We start from the raw sequence: 17502 nt of genomic DNA on the forward strand, positions 1-17502 counted from the left end.
TGCGTCTCGGCCCTGCTAGTCGGCGCGGCGCACGGCGTGCCCGCCGAACTGGTTGCGCAGCGCCGACACCGCCTTCATCGTGTCCGAGTCGTCCTGGCGGGACTGGAACCGTGCGAACAGCGCGGCGGCGATCACGGGCGCCGGCACGGAGTGTCGAATCGCCTCCTCGACGGTCCACCGGCCCTCGCCGGAATCCTCGGTGTACCCGGTGATCTCCTGCAGCCCCGGATCCTCCTCGAGCGCCTTGACCAGCAGGTCCAGCAGCCACGACCGCACGACGGTGCCCTTGCTCCAGGCCCGCAGCGTGCCGGCGACGTTCTCGATGAGGGGCTCGGCCTCCAGCAGGTCGTACCCCTCGCCGTAGGCCTGCATCAGGCCGTACTCGATGCCGTTGTGGATCATCTTGGCGTAGTGGCCGGCGCCGACGGGGCCGCTGTGTGCGAAGCCGTCCTCGCGCTCGCCCTCGGGGCGCAGCGCGTCGAAGATCGGCATGGCGCGCTCCACGTCGGTGTCCGAACCGCCGACCATGAGGCCGTAGCCGTTCTCCAGGCCCCAGACTCCGCCGGAGACGCCGCAATCGAGGTAGCCGATCTCCTTGGCGGAGAGCAGTTCCGCGTTGACCTGGTCGTCGGTGTAGCGCGAGTTTCCGCCGTCGATCACCAGGTCGCCGGGCTCGAGGATCTCGGCCAGCTTGCGCACCGTCTCACGAGTGATGTCGCCGGCGGGCACCATCACCCAGACCGTGCGCGGCGCGGTGAGCGCCTGCGCGAGCGCCTCGAGCGAGGGCACGTCGGTGACCTCGGGGCGGGGGTCGTAGCCGATCACCTCGTGGCCGGCGTTCCGGATGCGCTGGCGCATGTTCGCGCCCATCTTGCCCAGACCGATCAGACCCAACTGCATGTTCGCGGAATCCTTCCGTGCGGAGACGACGGTTCGATCAGCCCGGCAGCCGCACCGGCATGAGCAGGTACGTGTACGGGCTCTGCGGCGCGGGGAACGCCCCGGAGTCGTCGGGCTGGTAGCCATTCTCCTCCGCGGGGCGCAGCACCGCAGGGCGACTCGGGGTGGTGAAGCCGAAGGTCACCGACTCGGTGTGGATCGCGGCCAGGCCGTCCTGCAGGTAGCCCGGGTTGAAGGCGATGGTGAGGGCCTCGCCCTGGAAGTCGGCGGGCAGCTCCTCCTCGGCCCGGCCGGCGTCGTCGCCGCCGGCGGAGAGCCGCAGCGAGCCGTCGGCGAACTCCATCCGGACCTGGGCGCCGCGGTCGGCGACGAGGGCCACGCGCTTGATCGCCTCGAGCAGCGGCGCGATCTCCATCGTGGCGATCGCGGTGTGCGAGGCGGGCAGCAGCTGCCGGAACTTCGGGAAGTCCGCGTCGAGCAGGCGAGTGGTGGTGCGACGGTCCGCGCCGACCACGCCGAGCAGGCCGTCGGCGCCCACGGCGGACCCGGCACCGAGCGCGATGCCCACCTCGGGGTCCACGGCGAAGGTCTTCGCCGCCTCGGAGAGGGTCTTCGCCGGCACCAGGACCGCGGCCTTGACGTCGGCGGACGCGGGCTGCCAGTCGAACTCGCGGACGGCCAACCGGAACCGGTCGGTCGCGGCGAGCACGACCTTCTCGCCCTCGATCTCCACGCGGATGCCGGTGAGCATCGGCAGCGTGTCGTCCTTGCCCGCGGCGATTGCGACCTGGGCGATGGCCTCGGCGAAGGTGCCGCGCTCGATGGCGCCGGTCTGCTGCGGCAGCTCGGGCAGCTGCGGGTAGTCCTCGACGGGCATCGTCGGCAGCGAGAACTTCGCACTACCGCAGGTGATCGCGACGCGAGTGGTGTCGAGCTGCACGTCGACGGGCTTGTTCGGGAGCGCCTTCGTGATGTCGGCGAGCAGCCGGCCCGAGACCAGCGCCTGCCCCTCGTCGGCGACCTCGGCTCCGACGCGCACCCGCGCCGAGACCTCGTAGTCGAATCCCGAGACGGTCAGGCCGTCATCGCCCGCGGTGAGGAGGACGCCGCCGAGTACCGGCACCGGGGGGCGCGACGGCAGGCTGCGCGCCACCCACGCGACGGATTCGGCGAACTCCTCGTGCGGGACGCGAAACTTCATGCCGACGGGGCCTTTCGGTGGGGGTCGTTCGGGGACGGCGTGGCGGGCACGACCGTGAGGTCTTCGATGCTATAGGAGCCCGACCGATCCGGTGGCGTTCAGGTCGCCGCCGAGGGGAACCACGGGTCCGGGCCGGCGGAGCACGCCGGACCTTCACGTCGCCTCTTTTCAGAAGAAGTATCTAGTGAAGAAATATGTCATCGTCATAAGGCCTGTGGAGGATGTGGAAACTCGTCATCCCCGCAGCGCGGGTGGCGTGTCGGGGTGTTGACGACGCGCCGCAGCGATTGTGGAACTACATCGGTGTGATTGGTGATGAACCCCGCCTGTGGAAACCTGTGGATGAACTCTCCCCAGGTCACTCCTGGGTTTTCGGCCGTCTATCCACAGGCTGTGTGCAGTACTGGTGAGTAACTCACAGTTCTCGGGCGAGCGCTCGGCGCGTACGGTGTGACCATGGGATATCCGGATCCGCAGCACCCGGGAGAGCACCCCGGCGGACAGAACTACCCCGTCGGCCCCGGGACGCCGAACGCGCCGAAACCGACCCGCGAATACGAGCGTCCCGTGGACGGAACGGGCGATCCGGGCGCACCGCAGGGCCCGCCGGCGCCCGCGGAGGGCGCTCCAGGACCCGTCGGTCCGGCCCCGCAGGGCCCGCCCACGCAGCGGTACGACGGCGGCTATCAGCTCGGGTACGCGCCGGGCGCGTACGGCGATCAGTACGCCCAGTACGGCGCACAGCCGCCGCAGGGGCCGCCCCCCGGTCCCGGAGGCCCGGGAGGCGGCGCGGGCGGCGACGGTGGCGGCTCGGGAGGGAATCGGAAGCTGCTGTGGATCGCTGCGGCGGCGGTGGTCTTCGCACTCGTCCTCGCGGTCATCGTGGCGCTCGTGGCGACCAGCGGCTCCCCGGAGAACACCGCCTCGTCGCAGCCGACCACGACGGCCCCGCCGTCGACCACGACCACGAGCAGCAGGCCGGGCGGGATCACGCTGCCGAGCGGCGTCCCGTCGGGCATCTCGATCCCGCCCATCTTCGGCGGGGGCTCGAGCACCGGACCGGACGCACGGAAGTGGCGCGTGGAGGTCACGGGCGGTGGTTCCGCGCAGCTGGTGACGGTCGGCGTTCCCGACACGGGCCTCTTCGGCACCCAACCGCTCCCGTGGTCGAAGGAGTTCACCTCGGACGCGCCGTTGGTCACCGTGACGGTGCTCGGGTACACGGGTGATGTGGGGTGCTCGATCACGCGCAACGGGAAGGTCGTCTCCGAGGAGAGCAGTAGCCGGGGCGGCGGCGGACCGTTGATCTGTTCGGCCGGCCGCTGACGGGCGCGGCCCGGCGCGCTACTGGCTGCGGCGCTTGATGCGAGTGGTGAGCTCCTGCACCTGGTCGTAGACCCGGCGCCGCTCGGGCATCTCCTTGCGGATCTTCCGCTCGGCGTACATCACCGTGGTGTGGTCGCGGTCGAAGATCTGCCCGATCTTCGGTAGTGACAGCTCCGTCAGCTCGCGGCACAGGTACATGGCGATCTGCCGCGCGTGCGTCACCGCGCGGGCACGCTCGGTGCCCTTGAGGTCGGCGACCGAGATCTCGAAGTACTCCGCCACCACGGAAAGGATGGTGCTGGAGGAGATCTCGATCGTCGTGGTGTCCGGCACCAGGTCGCGCAGCACCATCTCCGCGAGCTCGTAGGTCACATCGGTCTGCGTGAGCGAGGCGAAGGCGGTGACCCGGATCAGCGCGCCCTCGAGCTCACGGATGTTCCGGTCGATGCGGGTCGCGATGAGCTCCAGCACGTCCGGCGGCACGTGGATCCGTTCCATCTGCGCCTTCTTGAGCAGGATCGCCATGCGGATCTCCAGCTCGGGCGGCTGCACGTCGGTGATCAGGCCCCACTCGAACCGGGTCCGCAGCCGATCCTCCAGCGTCGCCAGCTGTTTCGGCGGGCGGTCGGAGGAGACGACGATCTGCTTGTTCGCATTGTGCAGCGTGTTGAACGTGTGGAAGAACTCCTCCTGGATGCCCAGCTTCCCCTCGAGGAACTGGATGTCGTCCACCAGCAGGATGTCCACGTCGCGGTAGCGCTGCTTGAACTGGACCTGGCGGTCGTCCTTCAGGGAGTTGATGAAGTCGTTCGTGAACTCCTCCGTGGACACGTACTTCACCCGCATCCCGGGGAACAGACGGCGTGCGTAGTGGCCCGCCGCGTGCAGCAGGTGGGTCTTGCCCAGGCCGGATTCTCCCCAGATGAACAGCGGGTTGTACGCCCGGGCCGGCGCCTCCGCCACGGCGAAGGCCGCAGCGTGCGCGAACCGGTTCGAAGCGCCGATGACGAAGGTCTCGAAGGTGTACTTCTGGTTCAGGCTCGAGCCGGACGATCCGGTCATCGCCGTGCCGTTGGTCGCCGGGCCCGTCATGGGCGGAGGCAGTTGGACGGACGGTGACGGTGCGCCGGGCATCCCCGCAGCGATCTCGCTCACGGGCACGGTGAGATCCGCGGTGCTCGGTCCGGAGGGGCTCTCCGCGGGCGCGGGGGCGGCGGCCGCGACGGGCGCGGCCGGCGGTGTGGCGTCGGGGGAGATGCGCACGCCGAGCTCCACGTCCTGCCCCAGGCGGGTGGTGAGCGCGGCGACGAGCGGCTCGCGGAGGCTCCGCTCGATGGCGTCCTTCATGAGCTGCGAGGGCACGGCCACGAGCGCGAAGCCCTCGGTCAGGGTCAGCGGCTGGACCAGCTTGAGCCAGGCCTTCTCCTGCTTGGTGAGGGTGCGATCGGTGTTGTCTCCGCAGAGTTCGTCGACCACGGCGGTCCACGTCTCGATCAGCGGATCAACGGTCATCAGGTCCTCCACACCGGGTTTGAAAGCCTTCGGTCTCCGGCTTCCGACCGGCGTACTCGTTCACACGTCCAACGTCGGGCTGTGCATGACTGCACCCCACCCGACCTGCGCATGAACTGTACTCCACAGGTTCATCCACAGGTGTGGAAGACCAGGAGTACAGGTGTTGTCAGCCGGTGTCTTCGGCTGGGAACGACGAGGTCGCAGGACTGCGGAAGCAGCGTGTCGGAGGAGCCGGGCTACGGCGCGGCGCCCAGCCCGCTACACGCCCGGCGCCGGTCGGCCCGAAGCTGCCGTGCTCGGGGTCCACGGGGTGCCGCGGCCGTGCTCAGCAATCGCATTCGGCAAAGTTAACAGAGTGGAGCGCGGTCCTCAACACAACGCACATTCCCGCAGGAAGCGGTGGGATGTCGCCGTCGTTCGGCGTGTCGCGAACCACCGATTGTGAGGCTCGTCACGTGGCCCCGCGGGCGCCGGTTTGACCTTGTCAGTGGGGATAAGTAGTCTTGACCGGTCTGTGCGCACACCGATCCGTCGGGCGAGTTCGACCTCAAGTCGAGCTTCATGTGCCGCCGAAGAGTTTCCGTCCATCGAACGGCGGCGCACGAGCGTCGTCCACTGAACAAGGAGTGTCACCGTGGCCAAGGGCAAGCGGACGTTCCAGCCGAACAACCGTCGCCGCGCGCGGGTGCACGGCTTCCGTCTCCGTATGCGTACCCGTGCCGGGCGCGCCATCGTCTCTGCGCGTCGGACCAAGGGCCGCGCGAAGCTGACGGCCTGATTTCCCCTCTCGCGTAGCGCCACCGCGTACCGGACCCCCGGTCGCGGTGGCGCTGTTGCAAAAGGCGATGGAGAAGGCAGAACACTGACGTGCTACCCGCCCGCTACCGCATGAGCTCGTCGCGCGATTTCGCCGCGGCGGTCAAAGGCGGTAGACGCGTGGGCCGCCGCTCCATCGTGGTGCACGTGGCGACAGCGACGAATACGAGCCCGGTCCCCGCTCCCGAGGGGGGACCGGGCCTCGTCGTGTCCGCGATCGATCCCGTGACCCCGGCGCCCCGCGTGGGCCTGGTCGTCTCGAAAGCCGTGGGTAACGCGGTGATTCGGCATACCGTTGCGCGCCGGTTGCGCGCCGCCGTCGCTTCCGTGGCCGGCGAGCTGGACGATGGCGCCCTCGTCGTGGTCCGCGCGCTCCGTACTGCGGCGGACGAGGACGCGAACGAGCTGGCAGCACAACTGCGTTCGGGTCTGACGAAACTGGGTGCGCTGTGAGCGAGGAGACGACGGTGACGGCCGGGAGGACGCTGCGCGCGGTTCCCCGGCGGGCATTGATCTCTCTGGTGCAGCTGTACCGGACGTGGATCTCCCCGGTGCGCCCGCCCACCTGCCGATTCACCCCCACCTGCAGCGAGTATGCGGTGGAGGCGCTTTCGGCGCACGGCGCGGTCAAGGGCGTGTACCTCAGTACCATTCGCCTGCTCAAGTGCGGGCCGTGGCACCGCGGCGGTTGGGACCCCGTCCCCGAATAGCCGCCGCCGCCAGCGGCTTCCACTTTCCGATGCGCGAATGACCGCGCCCCAGAACCTCTTCGAAATAGATCGGCAAGGAGCACCGCCCCGTGTCAAGTTTCAATCCGATGTCCTTGGACTACGTGTACTACCCGGTGTCGGGCATCATGTGGGTCTGGCACAAGGTCTTCTCCTTCGTGCCCGGCCTCGGCCCCGACAGCGGCATCACCTGGGCCCTCTCGGTGATCTTCCTGGTGCTCACGCTGCGCGCCATCCTGTACAAGCCCTTCGTCCGCCAGATCAGGACGACCAGGCAGATGCAGGAGTTCCAGCCGCAGATGCAGGCCCTGCGGAAGAAGTACGGCAAGGACCGCCAGAAGCTGGCGCTCGAGATGCAGAAGCTGCAGAAGGAGCACGGCTTCAACCCGCTCCTCGGCTGCCTGCCCGCGCTGCTGCAGGTGCCGGTGTTCATCGGCCTGTTCCACGTGCTCCGCTCGTTCAACCGGATGAACGGCGGCGCGACGAGCATGTTCGGCTCGCCCGATATGACGGCCTACGAGACGCGGCACACACCTAACTACTTCTTCTCTGCGACGGATGTCGGGAGCTTCCTCGATGCGCGCCTCTTCGACGTGCCGCTGTCGTCGATGGTGCAGATGCCGGAGAAGAACTACCAGGCGTTCATGCCGGTCAACATCAATAACGATTTCATCCAGCCGAACTTCGAGCAGTGGCAGATTCTCGCGCTGTCGCTACCGCTGATGATCATCGCAGCGCTGGCCACGCACTTCAACTCGCGCGCATCCATCGCGCGCCAGCCCGTCGCCTCGCTGGACAACCCGCAGACGGCCATCATGAACCGCCTGATGCTGTGGGTCTTCCCCATCGGCGTCCTGGTCGGTGGCTTCTTCCTGCCCGTCGCCATCCTGATCTACTGGGTCACCCAGAACATCTGGACGTACTGCCAGCAGCACATCGTCTTCGGCAAGCTCGACAAGGAGGACGAGGAGAAGAAGCGCCTGGCGCAGGAGAAGCGTGCGGAGAACGCGCCGAAGCCGGGCGTGAAGCCCAAGAAGGGCGGCGCGGCCGTCTCCGTCACCAAGGCCGCCGAGACCGCGACCGATGCGACCGACGAGCCCGCGGAGGAGTCGGCACCGTCGAAGCCGACGCCCGGCGCCAAGCCGAAGCCCCAGCACCCCTCCGCGAATGCCCGGCAGCAGCAGCGCAATCAGCAGCAGCGCAACCGGAACAAGAAGCGCAAGCGCTGAGCGCGGCGCCCACGAACCCCTGATGATCGAATTCCCAAGGAGTACCCATGCCTGACGACGTGACCGTCGAGGAGGAGCAGACCGTGACCGAGGCGCCTGCCGAGGCTTCGGCGGAGAGCCCCGAGAGCGAGGACGACGAGCTGGTCGAGGAGGGCGAGATCGCCGCCGACTACCTCGAGCAGCTGCTCGACATCCTCGACTTCGACGGCGATATCGACCTCGACGTGGAGGGTGGCCGCGCCATCGTCGCGATCGACGGTGGCGAGGATCTGGCGAAACTGGTGGGCCAGCGCGGCGAGGTGCTGGACGCCCTGCAGGAGCTGACCCGGCTCGCGGTGCAGCAGTCCACCGGCGACCGCAGCCGCCTGATGCTCGACGTCGCGGGCTGGCGCGCGAGCCGGCGTACCCGCCTCTCCGGCCTCGGCACCGAGATCGCGCAGCGGGTGGCGGAGTCCGGTGAGAAGGAGTCGCTCAAGCCGATGACGCCGTTCGAGCGCAAGATCGTCCACGACGCCGTCGCCAAGGTCGATGGCGTGCGTTCGGAGAGTGAGGGCGCGGAGCCGAACCGTCGCGTCGTGGTACTCCCCAACGCCTAGACTGGACGTAGGTGAACGATGGGTCCCGGGCCGTGCGCCTGGGGCCCGTCGTCGTTTCCGGGCGGATGTGCCCGAGAAGTGTGTTTGTGACAGGAGAGGTTTCACGTGGAACGGCGCGACGAGGTGGCGGAGAACCCCGCCGACGGCGAGACGACTGCGGACGCGCTGCCCCCCACTCCCCCGATCGCGCGGGAGGTCTTCGCCGACCGACTCGATCTCGCCGAGGAGTATGCGCGGGTGCTGGCGACCGATGGCGTGGTTCGGGGTCTGATCGGACCGCGTGAAGTGCCGCGGCTCTGGGAGCGCCACGTCTTGAACTGCGCTGTTCTCGGCGAATTGCTGGAGACCGGCGAGACGCTCGTCGACATCGGCAGCGGTGCGGGCCTGCCCGGGGTGCCCGTCGCGATCGCGCGGCCGGACGTCGAGGTCGTCCTCGTCGAACCGCTGCTGCGCCGTGCCGTCTTCCTCGAGGAGTTCTGCGGTCCGCGTCTTCCCAACGTTCGTGTGGTCCGCGGCCGGGCCGAGGAGCGATCCGTCGTCGACGCGGTCGGTGGTGCCGACGCTGTGACGTCGCGGGCGGTGTCCGGGTTCCCCAAGCTCGCCCCGTGGTCCGCTCCCCTACTGCGGGACGGCGGTCGGCTGCTTGCGCTCAAGGGCTCGCGGGCGGCCGAGGAGATCGAGGAGCACGGAGCGATCCTCACGAAGGCCGGACTCCGTGATCCGGAGGTCGTCCTCTGCGGTGTCGGCATCGTCGATCCGGCCACGACCGTGGTACGTGCGGTGCGCCGCGCCCCGGCGACGAAGAAGCGATCCAAGGGCCGGCGCTGACCGGAAACGGGCATTTCCGGCGCCGATTCCGCCCTCGCGACTACCCATGGGTAGTTTCGACACGTGACATAGTGTGAGATTTCGATAGCCGGGGAATGGCATCTTCCGGCTGACGAATGGTACGTCCGTACGAAAAATCGATGCTGCTCCGATGAGGTGGCGCTGCGGGTGGCAGCGATGTCCGGAGCACCAGTCGGCCACAAGCTCCGGAGCGGGCCGACCGTCTCCGCGAACCGGTGGGGAAGTATGCCGATTCCGGCAGCACCTCCTCAGGCCGGCCCGCAATCAAGCGGCGCTCGGTCTGGCGGCGCGGGATGAGGGCTGAGTTCGTCTCGTCTCTTGTTCTCGCTGTCCGCGGACCCGGTCACCGGACCCGGTCGGTGTGCGGCGCCGCCGAGGTTCGGGGGCCGGAGGGGTGCCCCCGCGCAGGGAGCCGATCATCCCGCTCGGCCGTCTGGGTCCGGCATTGCGGTTCGGCGAGAGGGCGGCCATGACCGCCGCGGCTTGCTCTGCGCCGGCCCGGTGTCGCCGGACCGTCCCTGCGGGTGGGTCGCCTCCCCGTGCGCTTGCCGTGGCGATCGGGCGATCGGACTCGGTCTCCTGCGGTCACGCGCGAGTGCCCCTCGCACTCTTCGTGGGGGACGCGCGCCGTCGGGTGGTCGCCTGCGGGGACGAGCGGGATCGCGGGCGAGGTGACGAGCAAGCCGGGCGGCTGTGAACGGGTGGCGCGTCGAGGTGTGTCGCTGTCGGGCGATCGGGCGGTTGCGGACCCAGTCGGTCGGACGGGCGGGGTTCGCGCCGGACGGTGCCGGCGAGGGAGCTGTTTCACGTGGAACGAGACGACGGCGCTCCCCCGCTCCCCGTTCGGCGAGGCGTCGAGATGCTCCCGCGCGACCGGTGCGCGGGACCGGGGCGCCACGTGGGCTCACCGCGAATCGGCGGCGGGAGACGGTGAGGAAAGCCGGTGCGACGGCCGTACGGCGATCCCGGAGGCGGGCCCACGGCGCGGACGGTCCCAGACACAGTGCGCCGCGGTCCTGTGGCGGGGCGGGCCGCTGCTCGGACGGGCGCGCCTGGCGGGAGGGACGGCGAGCGCGCCGCCACTGGCATCGGTGGTCGGCCGCGCAGGAGCATCCCCGTGCCACCGGTGGTGGGGTTCCGCGCGGTCGCCCGCTGCGGGAGGCGGGTACCGAGGACCGCACGGAGCCGTCCGTCGGGCGGCGCGAGGTGTCCGTCGGGTCATCTGATGCCGAGGGCATCTGCCGGCGCGGACGTACGTGGCCGGAGCGCGTCGCTGCGTCGGTACCGCGGTGTTGTGATGATCCGCGCTTCGCGACGGTCCGGCACCGGTGCAAGGGGCGTGTGCGTCCACTCCCCTCTTTGCCGCGGACGGTCTGGTGGTGTCACCCGGGGACCGGGCGACGGCGGGACGGTTTCACGTGGAACCAGCGGGCCGCTCGCGGCCACGCCGGGCCGACCGCGCACGCACCGCAGCGGACGTGGACATGCTCGCCGGCGTCGCCGCAGTGTCGGGGCCGCCGACGCAGCGACCGAGGAGGGTGCGACGACGACGCTCGCGGATCCGCGGCCGTTTCACGGGAAACACGATCGGAGGGGTCGGGCCGATGTCATCCGTGCTCCGGACAACCGGTGGTGCGTCAGCCGGCGCGGTGCGCGTGGCACCCGTCCGCGACGCCGCGGGGCCCGCGTTCGTCCGGCCCTCAGGGCGGGCCGAGTCGCCGGTCTTCGGAAGCGCGGAGGCTTCGGCGTGACTCGACGGCCGCGGTCCCCGCGCGGGAGGTCGGCCGACGGCGTCGTGACGGGATCTGTGAGACGATTCGCCACGGTTCGCGGGCGACAGCGTGCGGGTGCTCCCGGGGCCGGGTGGCACCGCCGTCGTACCGACTGCGGCCTATGAGCGCACTCCGACGTCGCTCCTCATCGCGTGATCGAGGGGGCGCTCGAGCCCGGCGGCCGCGCCGACCGGATTCCGCACGGTGCGCGACGGCCGCAGAGCCCCGTCGCGTCTGCGCCGCCGACGGATCTGCGGAAGCGCCTCACTGCGTGATCCGCGAGCTCGCCCGTGGTGCATCGCGCTGAGGCGTGGGTGGTGCTCGCCGCCACGCATGCGGTGTCGGCGCTCACGGATGTCGGCTCTGCCGACCGATGCGAACGGTTCCACGTGAAACCGCGCCGGGAACCCCGACGGTTCCCGGCCGACGGCACCGACGGTGACGGAGCGCCGAACGATCGCGACGGTCGGGCACGACGATGGGCGCTCCAGGCACCGGAAGCATCGTCGGCGCGGTCGCTAGTGGGCGGTGGCCGGTAGGAGGAGGCGGAGCGCGGCCGAGCATCGCCGAGATCGCGACCGGGCCGCAGGCATGGAACCGTCAGCCGGCAGGCGACCGCCTGTTCCGAGAATGCGCGACGGAGTTTGCGGTCCGTGTCTGCGGTGCCCGCGTCGCGTGCGTGGGATTCCGGGTCGGCCGGTGGCGTGGCGACGGGCCGGACGCCGCGGCCCGCGGCAGGGACGCATCCGTGCCGCGCGCCGTCGCGCCGCCACGGCGAGCGGCCGTGCCGGAACGGCCGCGACCGACCTCGTGCGGTCGCGGAGCCGGCGGCATCCGCCCGCGGCCGACCCGCCGGGGAGGGGGCGGCCGCGTCGGCGGTGGGACGTGCGCGGACGGAACGACCGCGTTTCACGTGGAACCGGCGTGGCGAGGGAGGAGCGTGCCGATCGGATCGTCCGCCGCCGAGGCGGGGCTGACGCACTCCTGCGGAGAAACTAGGATGAGGGGCAACAGCTGAGGAGAGCGCGTGACTGATCACGAATCCGGCTTCGACGTTTCACGTGGAACCACTGAAGACGACACCCCCATCGCCGCGGCCGCCCGCCGTGCCAGCCAGGTCCTGACCCCCGGGGCGGCGGGCACCCTGCCCAAGCCCCTGGAGCGCCGGGTGCTGACGATCGCCAACCAGAAGGGCGGCGTCGGCAAGACCACCACCGCCGTGAACCTGGCGGCGGCCCTCGCGCTCCAGGGCCTGCGGGTGCTCGTCGTCGACCTCGACCCGCAGGGCAACGCGAGCACCGCGCTCGGCGTCGACCACCGCTCGGGCGTTCCGTCGACGTACGAACTCCTCCTCGGCGAGGCGACGCTGGAGGACGCGATGGCGCAGAGCCCGCACTCCCCCAACCTCTTCTGCGTACCCGCGACGATCGACCTCGCCGGCGCGGAGATCGAGCTCGTGAGCATGGTGGCGCGCGAGACGCGTCTGAAGAACGCGCTCGGCAGCGCCGCGGCGGAGGATCTCGACTACATCTTCATCGACTGCCCGCCGTCGCTGGGACTGCTCACGGTGAACGCGCTCGTCGCCGCGAAGGAAGTCCTCATCCCGATCCAGTGCGAGTACTACGCACTCGAGGGCGTCGGCCAGCTGCTCCGCAACATCGAGCTCGTGCAGTCACACCTCAACAAGGATCTCCACGTCTCGACCGTGCTCCTCACGATGTACGACGCGCGGACCAAGCTCGCCGATCAGGTGGCCGCCGAGGTGCGCAACCACTTCGGCGATCGCGTCCTCGGCGCGACCATCCCCCGTAGCGTCAAGGTCTCGGAGGCGCCCGGCTACGGCACGACGGTCCTCGACTACGACCCGGGTTCGCGCGGCGCGATGAGTTATCTCGACGCGGGCCGCGAGCTCGCCTTCCGCGGCGCCGGGCAGGCGGTGTAGGGATGGCCGGTCAGAAGAAGGGCGGTCTCGGCCGCGGTCTCGCCGCACTCATCCCCACCGGACCCGACGAGGGTCCGCGGCTCGGCAGCGACGCCGCGGACCTCATCATCGGCGCGCGCCCCGGGACGCCGCCGAAGCCGGCCTCCGACGGTCCGCGGGAGCGCCCGGCCCGGAAGCCCTCCGCCTCGGCGACGGACCGGACGGCACCGTCGGACCTCGCGGAGTCCGGCGCGGTGTACCGGGAGATCGCCCCGGCTGCGATCCAGCCGAACCCGCAGCAGCCCCGCACCGTCTTCGACGAGGAGGGTCTCGCCGAACTGGTCCACTCGATCCGTGAGTTCGGGCTCATGCAGCCGATCGTGGTGCGGCCGCTCCCCCAGCCGCAGGGCGAGCTCCGGTACCAGCTCGTCATGGGCGAGCGGCGCTGGCGCGCCAGCCAGGAGGCCGGCCTCGCCGCGATCCCCGCGATCGTGCGGGAGACCGCCGACGGCGACATGTTGCGGGACGCGCTCCTCGAGAACATCCACCGGGTGCAGCTGAACCCGCTGGAGGAGGCGGCCGCCTACGCCCAGCTGCTCGAGGAGTTCGGCGTCACGCACGACGAGCTCGCCGCCCGGCTCGGTCGCTCCCGGCCCGTCGTCACCAACACGATCCGCCTGCTGCGGCTGCCCGTCGCCGTGCAGCGCCGGGTCGCGGCGGGAGTCCTCTCCGCCGGGCACGCTCGCGCGCTCCTCGCGCTGGAGGCCGGCGCGGAGGCGCAGGACGCGCTCGCCGCCCGGATCGTCGCGGAGGGACTCTCGGTGCGCGCCACCGAGGAGGCCGTGACGCTGGCGAACCGCGGCGACGGCACCGTCGTGCCCGCGGCGCCCAAGCGCCGCCAGCCGGCGGACCCGGGCCTGCGCGAGGTGGCCGACCGGATCGCCGACCGCCTCGACACCAAGGTCACCGTCTCGATGGGCAAGCGCAAGGGAAAGATCGTCGTGGAGGTCGGGTCCGCCGACGATCTCGAACGCATCGTCGCGCTCCTCGCCGAGAAGTGATCCGCCATGGCGCTGACGATCGTCCCGCTCACCCTGGGTGGCTTCGACGACCTCCCGCGGCACATCCGCCGCTGCGTCTACTGGGAGGTCGCGCCCGACGGTGAGACCCTGACGGACACCGAGTTCGACAAGGAGGCCTGGCTGTCGATGCTCATGCTGGAGTGGGGCTCCTGCGGGCAGGTCGCGATCGACCACGCCGTCGACGGCACCGCCCGGGTCGTCGGCGTGGCCTTCTACGCGCCGCCCCGCAGCGTCCCGCGGGCCGGCCACTTCCCCACCGCGCCCATCAGTCCCGACGCCGTGCTGCTCACCTGGGTCGGCTCCGAGCCGGGCATGGACCCGCGGGTCAAGGAGGAGCTGGTGAGCGCCGTGTGCACGGACCTGGTGCGCCGCGGCGTCCGTGCCGTGGAAGCCTTCGCGTTGCTCACCCCCGTCGGTATGGTAACGGAAGATGTTGTGGCACAACTTGATTGCGGTCCGTGCGGTTGCAAGACCCCGCCGCTCACCGATGCGGACTTCTTGGAGCAGATGGGCTTCGAGACCGTCGCGCCGCACCACCGGTTCCCGCGGTTGCGCCTCGAGCTCTCCGAGGGACTGGGCTGGAAGGCGGGGGTCGAGCACGCCCTGGAGCAGTTGCTCGCGGCCGGTGCCGCCGAAGCGGCGCTCAGGAACGCGCTGGAGGACACGGGGGACGCGGCCGCACCCGTGGGGAGGGCCGGCGAGCACTGACGCCGCACGAGGCCGCTCAGGGCCTCGCAACGGGGGTGCTCAGCTCGGCCGGGCCGTGGGCCGCCGATGGCCCGGCGGCGCCCGCCAATGACCTCTTCGCGGCCTTCCGCTCGATACGGTGCGCTCCGCCCCGACGGTGCGCTCCCCCGGCCGCGAGCCGGGAGCGTGGGGTCCGCGGACCGTCAGGCCCGGTTCTCGGCGTTCTCCTCGAGTTCGAGCAGCTCGGCGAAAGTGTATGTGCCGGTGGGGCGGTCGTTCTCTCCCAGCAGGTAGAGACGCTTGACCGCGACCAGGATCGCCTCGGCGATGGTGTCGCGCATCTGCGGAGAGGCGAGCACCGCCGCGTCGTGCGGGTTGCTGATGTAGCCGATGTCGATCTGCACCGTGGGCATCCGGGTGAGACGCACGATGTCCCAGGTGCGGCCGTGGTAGTGGCAGTCCGTGAGCGGCGTCCGCGCGACGATCTCGCGCTGGATGAAGCCCGCGAGATTGCGGCCGATGTTCGAGCTCGCGCCGTGCGTGTTCCCGAAGTGGAACGAGGCCACGCCGTGGGCGCGGTCGTTGCGGTAGTGCGCGGTGCGCAGCGCGATCATCATGTCGGCGTCGAAGGTGTTCGCGGTGTACGCGCGGGTGCTGTCGTCGGCGTCCATGCCGCGCGGGCGCGACAGGTACGTCTCCATGCCGGCGGCTGCCATTCGGCCCTCGAGTCGCGAGCCCAGGTCCCAGAGGATCTCCTCCTCGGTGATGGGCCGCCCGTCGGGCCCGCGCACGGCGAGGCCCCGGTCCGGCCCGCCCAGGCCCGGGTCGATGACGATGCGCTTTCCCGAGAGCCGCGGGCCGGAGCTGCGGACGTGCTCCTCCTCGCGGATGGCATGGGGCGAGCCGCCCGTGACGCGGGAGCCGAGGAAGGTGAGCGAGCGGAGCGTCGCGGGACCGCAGATGCCGTCCGCGACGAGGCCGAACTCGCGCTGGTAGGCGGAGAGGCCGAGGTGGGTCTGCGGGCCGAAGAGGCCGTCGATCATGCCGGCGTAGAAGCCCAGGTTCTGCAGGCGCGCCTGCAGGGCCGCCACGTCGTCGCCCGACGGGGGCGCGGAGGCGATGTAGCTCAGCGTGCGTGCGCCCAGCTGATAGGTGGACTCGCGCAGCGCCCGGTAGGTGGCGGGGCCGACGACACCGTCGACGAGGAGCCCGCGCTGCTGCTGGAAGGCGCGCGTGGCGCGGTCCAGCCGCCGGTCGAAGACGGCCTCGGGGACGGTCCACCCGCCGACGACCAGATCGGTGGGCGGCACGTAATCGCGGAGGAAACCCTGGTCGGCGAGAATGCCGCGAATCTCCGCCACGGCGCCACCGTGATCACCGAGGCTGATGCGTGGCATGGAGCACCCTTCGCTAGCTTCCTATGGGCGGGCCGCCCCGAGGACGGGAAATCGAGTACACGATACGGCCTCGGGGCCCCCCGGCCAACGCGACGGCGAATCACACCAGGCCGTCGAGCTCCTTAAGGATAGCGGACTTGCTCTTCGCTCCGATCAACTTGGTGGTCGGCTTACCGTTCTGGAACAGGATCAGCGTCGGGATGCTGAGCACCTGGTAGTCGCGGGGCGCGCCCGGGTTCTGGTCGACCTCGATCTTCGCGAAGGTCACCTTGTCGCCGTGCTCGGCGGCCAGCTGTTCCAGGACGGGCGCGACCACCTTGCAGGGCCCGCACCAGGTGGCCCAGAAGTCGACGAGCACGGGCTTGTCGGACTGCAGGACCTGCTCGACGAAGGTGTCGTCGGTGAGGGTGACGATCTCGGCCATGGCGGTGCTCCTCGGTGCGGGGTTCTCGGGAATGGGACTACTGGGCGACGGCGGCTTCACGGTGGTGCGCGAGCCAGCGCTCGGCGTCGATCGCCGCGGAACAGCCGCTGCCGGCCGCCGTGATCGCCTGGCGGTAGGTGTGGTCGACGAGGTCGCCCGCGGCGAAGACGCCGGGCACGCCGGTGGCCGTGCTGCGGCCCTCGACCTGCACGTAACCGTCGTCGTCGACGGTGATCTGTCCCGCGACCAGGCCGGACCGGGGATCGTGGCCGATCGCCACGAACAGGCCGGTCACCTCGAGGGTCTCCACGGCGCCGGTCACGGTGTTCTCGACGAGCAGCGACTCGACCGACTTCTCGCCCTGCACCGCGGTGACCTTGGCGTCGGTGAGGAAGCGGATCTTCTCGTTGGCGCGGGCGCGGTCGAGCATGATCTTGGAGGCGCGGAAGTTCTCGCTGCGGTGGATCAGGGTCACGGACTTGGCGAACTTGGTGAGGAAGATCGCCTCCTCCATCGCCGAATCGCCGCCGCCGACCACGGCGATGTCCTGGTCCCGGAAGAAGAAGCCGTCACACGTGGCGCAGGCGCTGACGCCGCGGCCCAGCAGGGCCTCCTCGCCGGGGATGCCCAGGTAGCGCGCAGCGGCGCCCATCGCCAGGATCACCGCGCGAGCGCGGTAGGTGCCCTCGGAGGTGACGACCTCCTTGATCTCGCCGTCGAGCTGCACCGATTCGACGTCCTCCATGCGCAGGTCGGCGCCGAAACGGATGGCCTGCTCGCGCATCTCGTCCATGAGCTGCGGGCCCATGATGCCCTCGCGGAAGCCGGGGTAGTTCTCGACCTCGGTGGTGGTCATCAGGGCGCCGCCGAAGTTGGTGCCCTCGAACAGGATGGTCGTCAGCTCGGCACGGCCGGCGTAGACGCCCGCCGTGTATCCGGCCGGACCCGATCCGATGATGATCACGTCCGCGATATCGGTGCCCGCTGCAGTCATTACCCACCCAACCTGTTGAAGAACCGCCCGGTGCTCCCGGGCCGACATGTGTGCCAACGGCGCCG

General features: G+C 70.4%; 16 protein-coding genes. 10 read left to right on the forward strand and 6 right to left on the reverse strand.

Annotation, left to right across the window (positions count from 1 at the left end; translation table 11 throughout):
• Nucleotides 1-15 precede the first annotated feature (15 nt).
• The gene (gnd, locus tag FK530_RS15725; RefSeq protein ID WP_262407018.1) at nucleotides 16-1026 is read right to left on the reverse strand and encodes a phosphogluconate dehydrogenase (NAD(+)-dependent, decarboxylating); all 1011 of its coding nucleotides are present in this window, start codon (nucleotides 1024-1026) and stop codon (nucleotides 16-18) included.
• On the reverse strand, nucleotides 938-2101 hold the full coding sequence (gene dnaN / locus FK530_RS15730) for a DNA polymerase III subunit beta (protein ID WP_146487987.1): 1164 nt from the start codon (nucleotides 2099-2101) through the stop codon (nucleotides 938-940). The genes gnd and dnaN overlap by 89 nt, the downstream gene beginning before the upstream one ends.
• Nucleotides 2102-2557: 456 nt before the next feature.
• Between dnaN and FK530_RS15735 the strand changes: the two genes are divergently transcribed.
• Entirely contained in the window at nucleotides 2558-3427 is an 870-nt protein-coding gene (locus tag FK530_RS15735) for a hypothetical protein (protein WP_146487988.1), read from the forward strand.
• 18 nt (nucleotides 3428-3445) lie between these two features.
• On the opposite strand, the gene dnaA is transcribed toward FK530_RS15735, so the two are convergent.
• Nucleotides 3446-4939 (reverse strand): chromosomal replication initiator protein DnaA, encoded by a 1494-nt coding sequence (gene dnaA / locus FK530_RS15740; protein ID WP_146487989.1) that lies wholly within the window; start codon nucleotides 4937-4939, stop codon nucleotides 3446-3448.
• 637 nt (nucleotides 4940-5576) lie between these two features.
• Here dnaA and rpmH point away from each other — a divergent pair.
• The 9 genes from rpmH (at nucleotide 5577) to FK530_RS15785 (ending at nucleotide 14643) form a co-directional block, all read left to right on the forward strand.
• Nucleotides 5577-5720, forward strand: a complete 144-nt coding sequence (gene rpmH, locus FK530_RS15745) for a 50S ribosomal protein L34 (protein ID WP_068526256.1) — start codon at nucleotides 5577-5579, stop codon at nucleotides 5718-5720.
• A gap of 110 nt (nucleotides 5721-5830) precedes the next feature.
• Nucleotides 5831-6211 (forward strand): ribonuclease P protein component, encoded by a 381-nt coding sequence (rnpA, locus tag FK530_RS15750; protein ID WP_223120671.1) that lies wholly within the window; start codon nucleotides 5831-5833, stop codon nucleotides 6209-6211.
• The gene (gene yidD, locus FK530_RS15755) at nucleotides 6208-6468 is read left to right on the forward strand and encodes a membrane protein insertion efficiency factor YidD (RefSeq protein ID WP_146487991.1); all 261 of its coding nucleotides are present in this window, start codon (nucleotides 6208-6210) and stop codon (nucleotides 6466-6468) included. The genes rnpA and yidD overlap by 4 nt, the downstream gene beginning before the upstream one ends.
• A 107-nt stretch (nucleotides 6469-6575) precedes the next feature.
• Entirely contained in the window at nucleotides 6576-7715 is a 1140-nt protein-coding gene (gene yidC / locus FK530_RS15760; protein WP_146487992.1) for a membrane protein insertase YidC, read from the forward strand.
• Nucleotides 7716-7762: 47 nt separating this feature from the next.
• Nucleotides 7763-8311 (forward strand): Jag family protein, encoded by a 549-nt coding sequence (locus tag FK530_RS15765; protein WP_146487993.1) that lies wholly within the window; start codon nucleotides 7763-7765, stop codon nucleotides 8309-8311.
• Nucleotides 8312-8476: 165 nt separating this feature from the next.
• Nucleotides 8477-9139 carry a 16S rRNA (guanine(527)-N(7))-methyltransferase RsmG gene (gene rsmG, locus FK530_RS15770; RefSeq protein ID WP_146488063.1) on the forward strand — a complete coding sequence of 221 codons (663 nt, stop codon included), beginning with the start codon at nucleotides 8477-8479 and terminating at the stop codon, nucleotides 9137-9139.
• Nucleotides 9140-11959: 2820 nt separating this feature from the next.
• A complete protein-coding gene (locus FK530_RS15775) occupies nucleotides 11960-12874 on the forward strand; it encodes a ParA family protein (RefSeq protein WP_146487994.1) in 915 nt (304 codons plus the stop codon).
• A gap of 2 nt (nucleotides 12875-12876) precedes the next feature.
• Nucleotides 12877-13914, forward strand: a complete 1038-nt coding sequence (locus FK530_RS15780; protein WP_146487995.1) for a ParB/RepB/Spo0J family partition protein — start codon at nucleotides 12877-12879, stop codon at nucleotides 13912-13914.
• Between the two features lie 6 nt (nucleotides 13915-13920).
• Entirely contained in the window at nucleotides 13921-14643 is a 723-nt protein-coding gene (locus FK530_RS15785) for an acetyltransferase (protein WP_231706664.1), read from the forward strand.
• Between the two features lie 182 nt (nucleotides 14644-14825).
• Here FK530_RS15785 and FK530_RS15790 read toward each other — a convergent pair whose 3' ends face one another.
• From FK530_RS15790 to trxB, 3 genes are all read right to left on the reverse strand, one after another.
• Nucleotides 14826-16019 carry an N-acetylmuramoyl-L-alanine amidase gene (locus FK530_RS15790; RefSeq protein WP_146487996.1) on the reverse strand — a complete coding sequence of 398 codons (1194 nt, stop codon included), beginning with the start codon at nucleotides 16017-16019 and terminating at the stop codon, nucleotides 14826-14828.
• 100 nt (nucleotides 16020-16119) lie between these two features.
• Complete coding sequence (gene trxA, locus FK530_RS15795; protein WP_146487997.1) at nucleotides 16120-16443, reverse strand: thioredoxin; 324 nt, start codon at nucleotides 16441-16443, stop codon at nucleotides 16120-16122.
• Nucleotides 16444-16480: 37 nt separating this feature from the next.
• Entirely contained in the window at nucleotides 16481-17437 is a 957-nt protein-coding gene (gene trxB, locus FK530_RS15800; RefSeq protein ID WP_146487998.1) for a thioredoxin-disulfide reductase, read from the reverse strand.
• Between the last annotated feature and the right edge of the window lie 65 nt (nucleotides 17438-17502).

Source organism: Tsukamurella conjunctivitidis, from assembly GCF_007858475.1.
Taxonomy (GTDB): Bacteria; Actinomycetota; Actinomycetes; order Mycobacteriales; family Mycobacteriaceae; genus Tsukamurella; species Tsukamurella conjunctivitidis.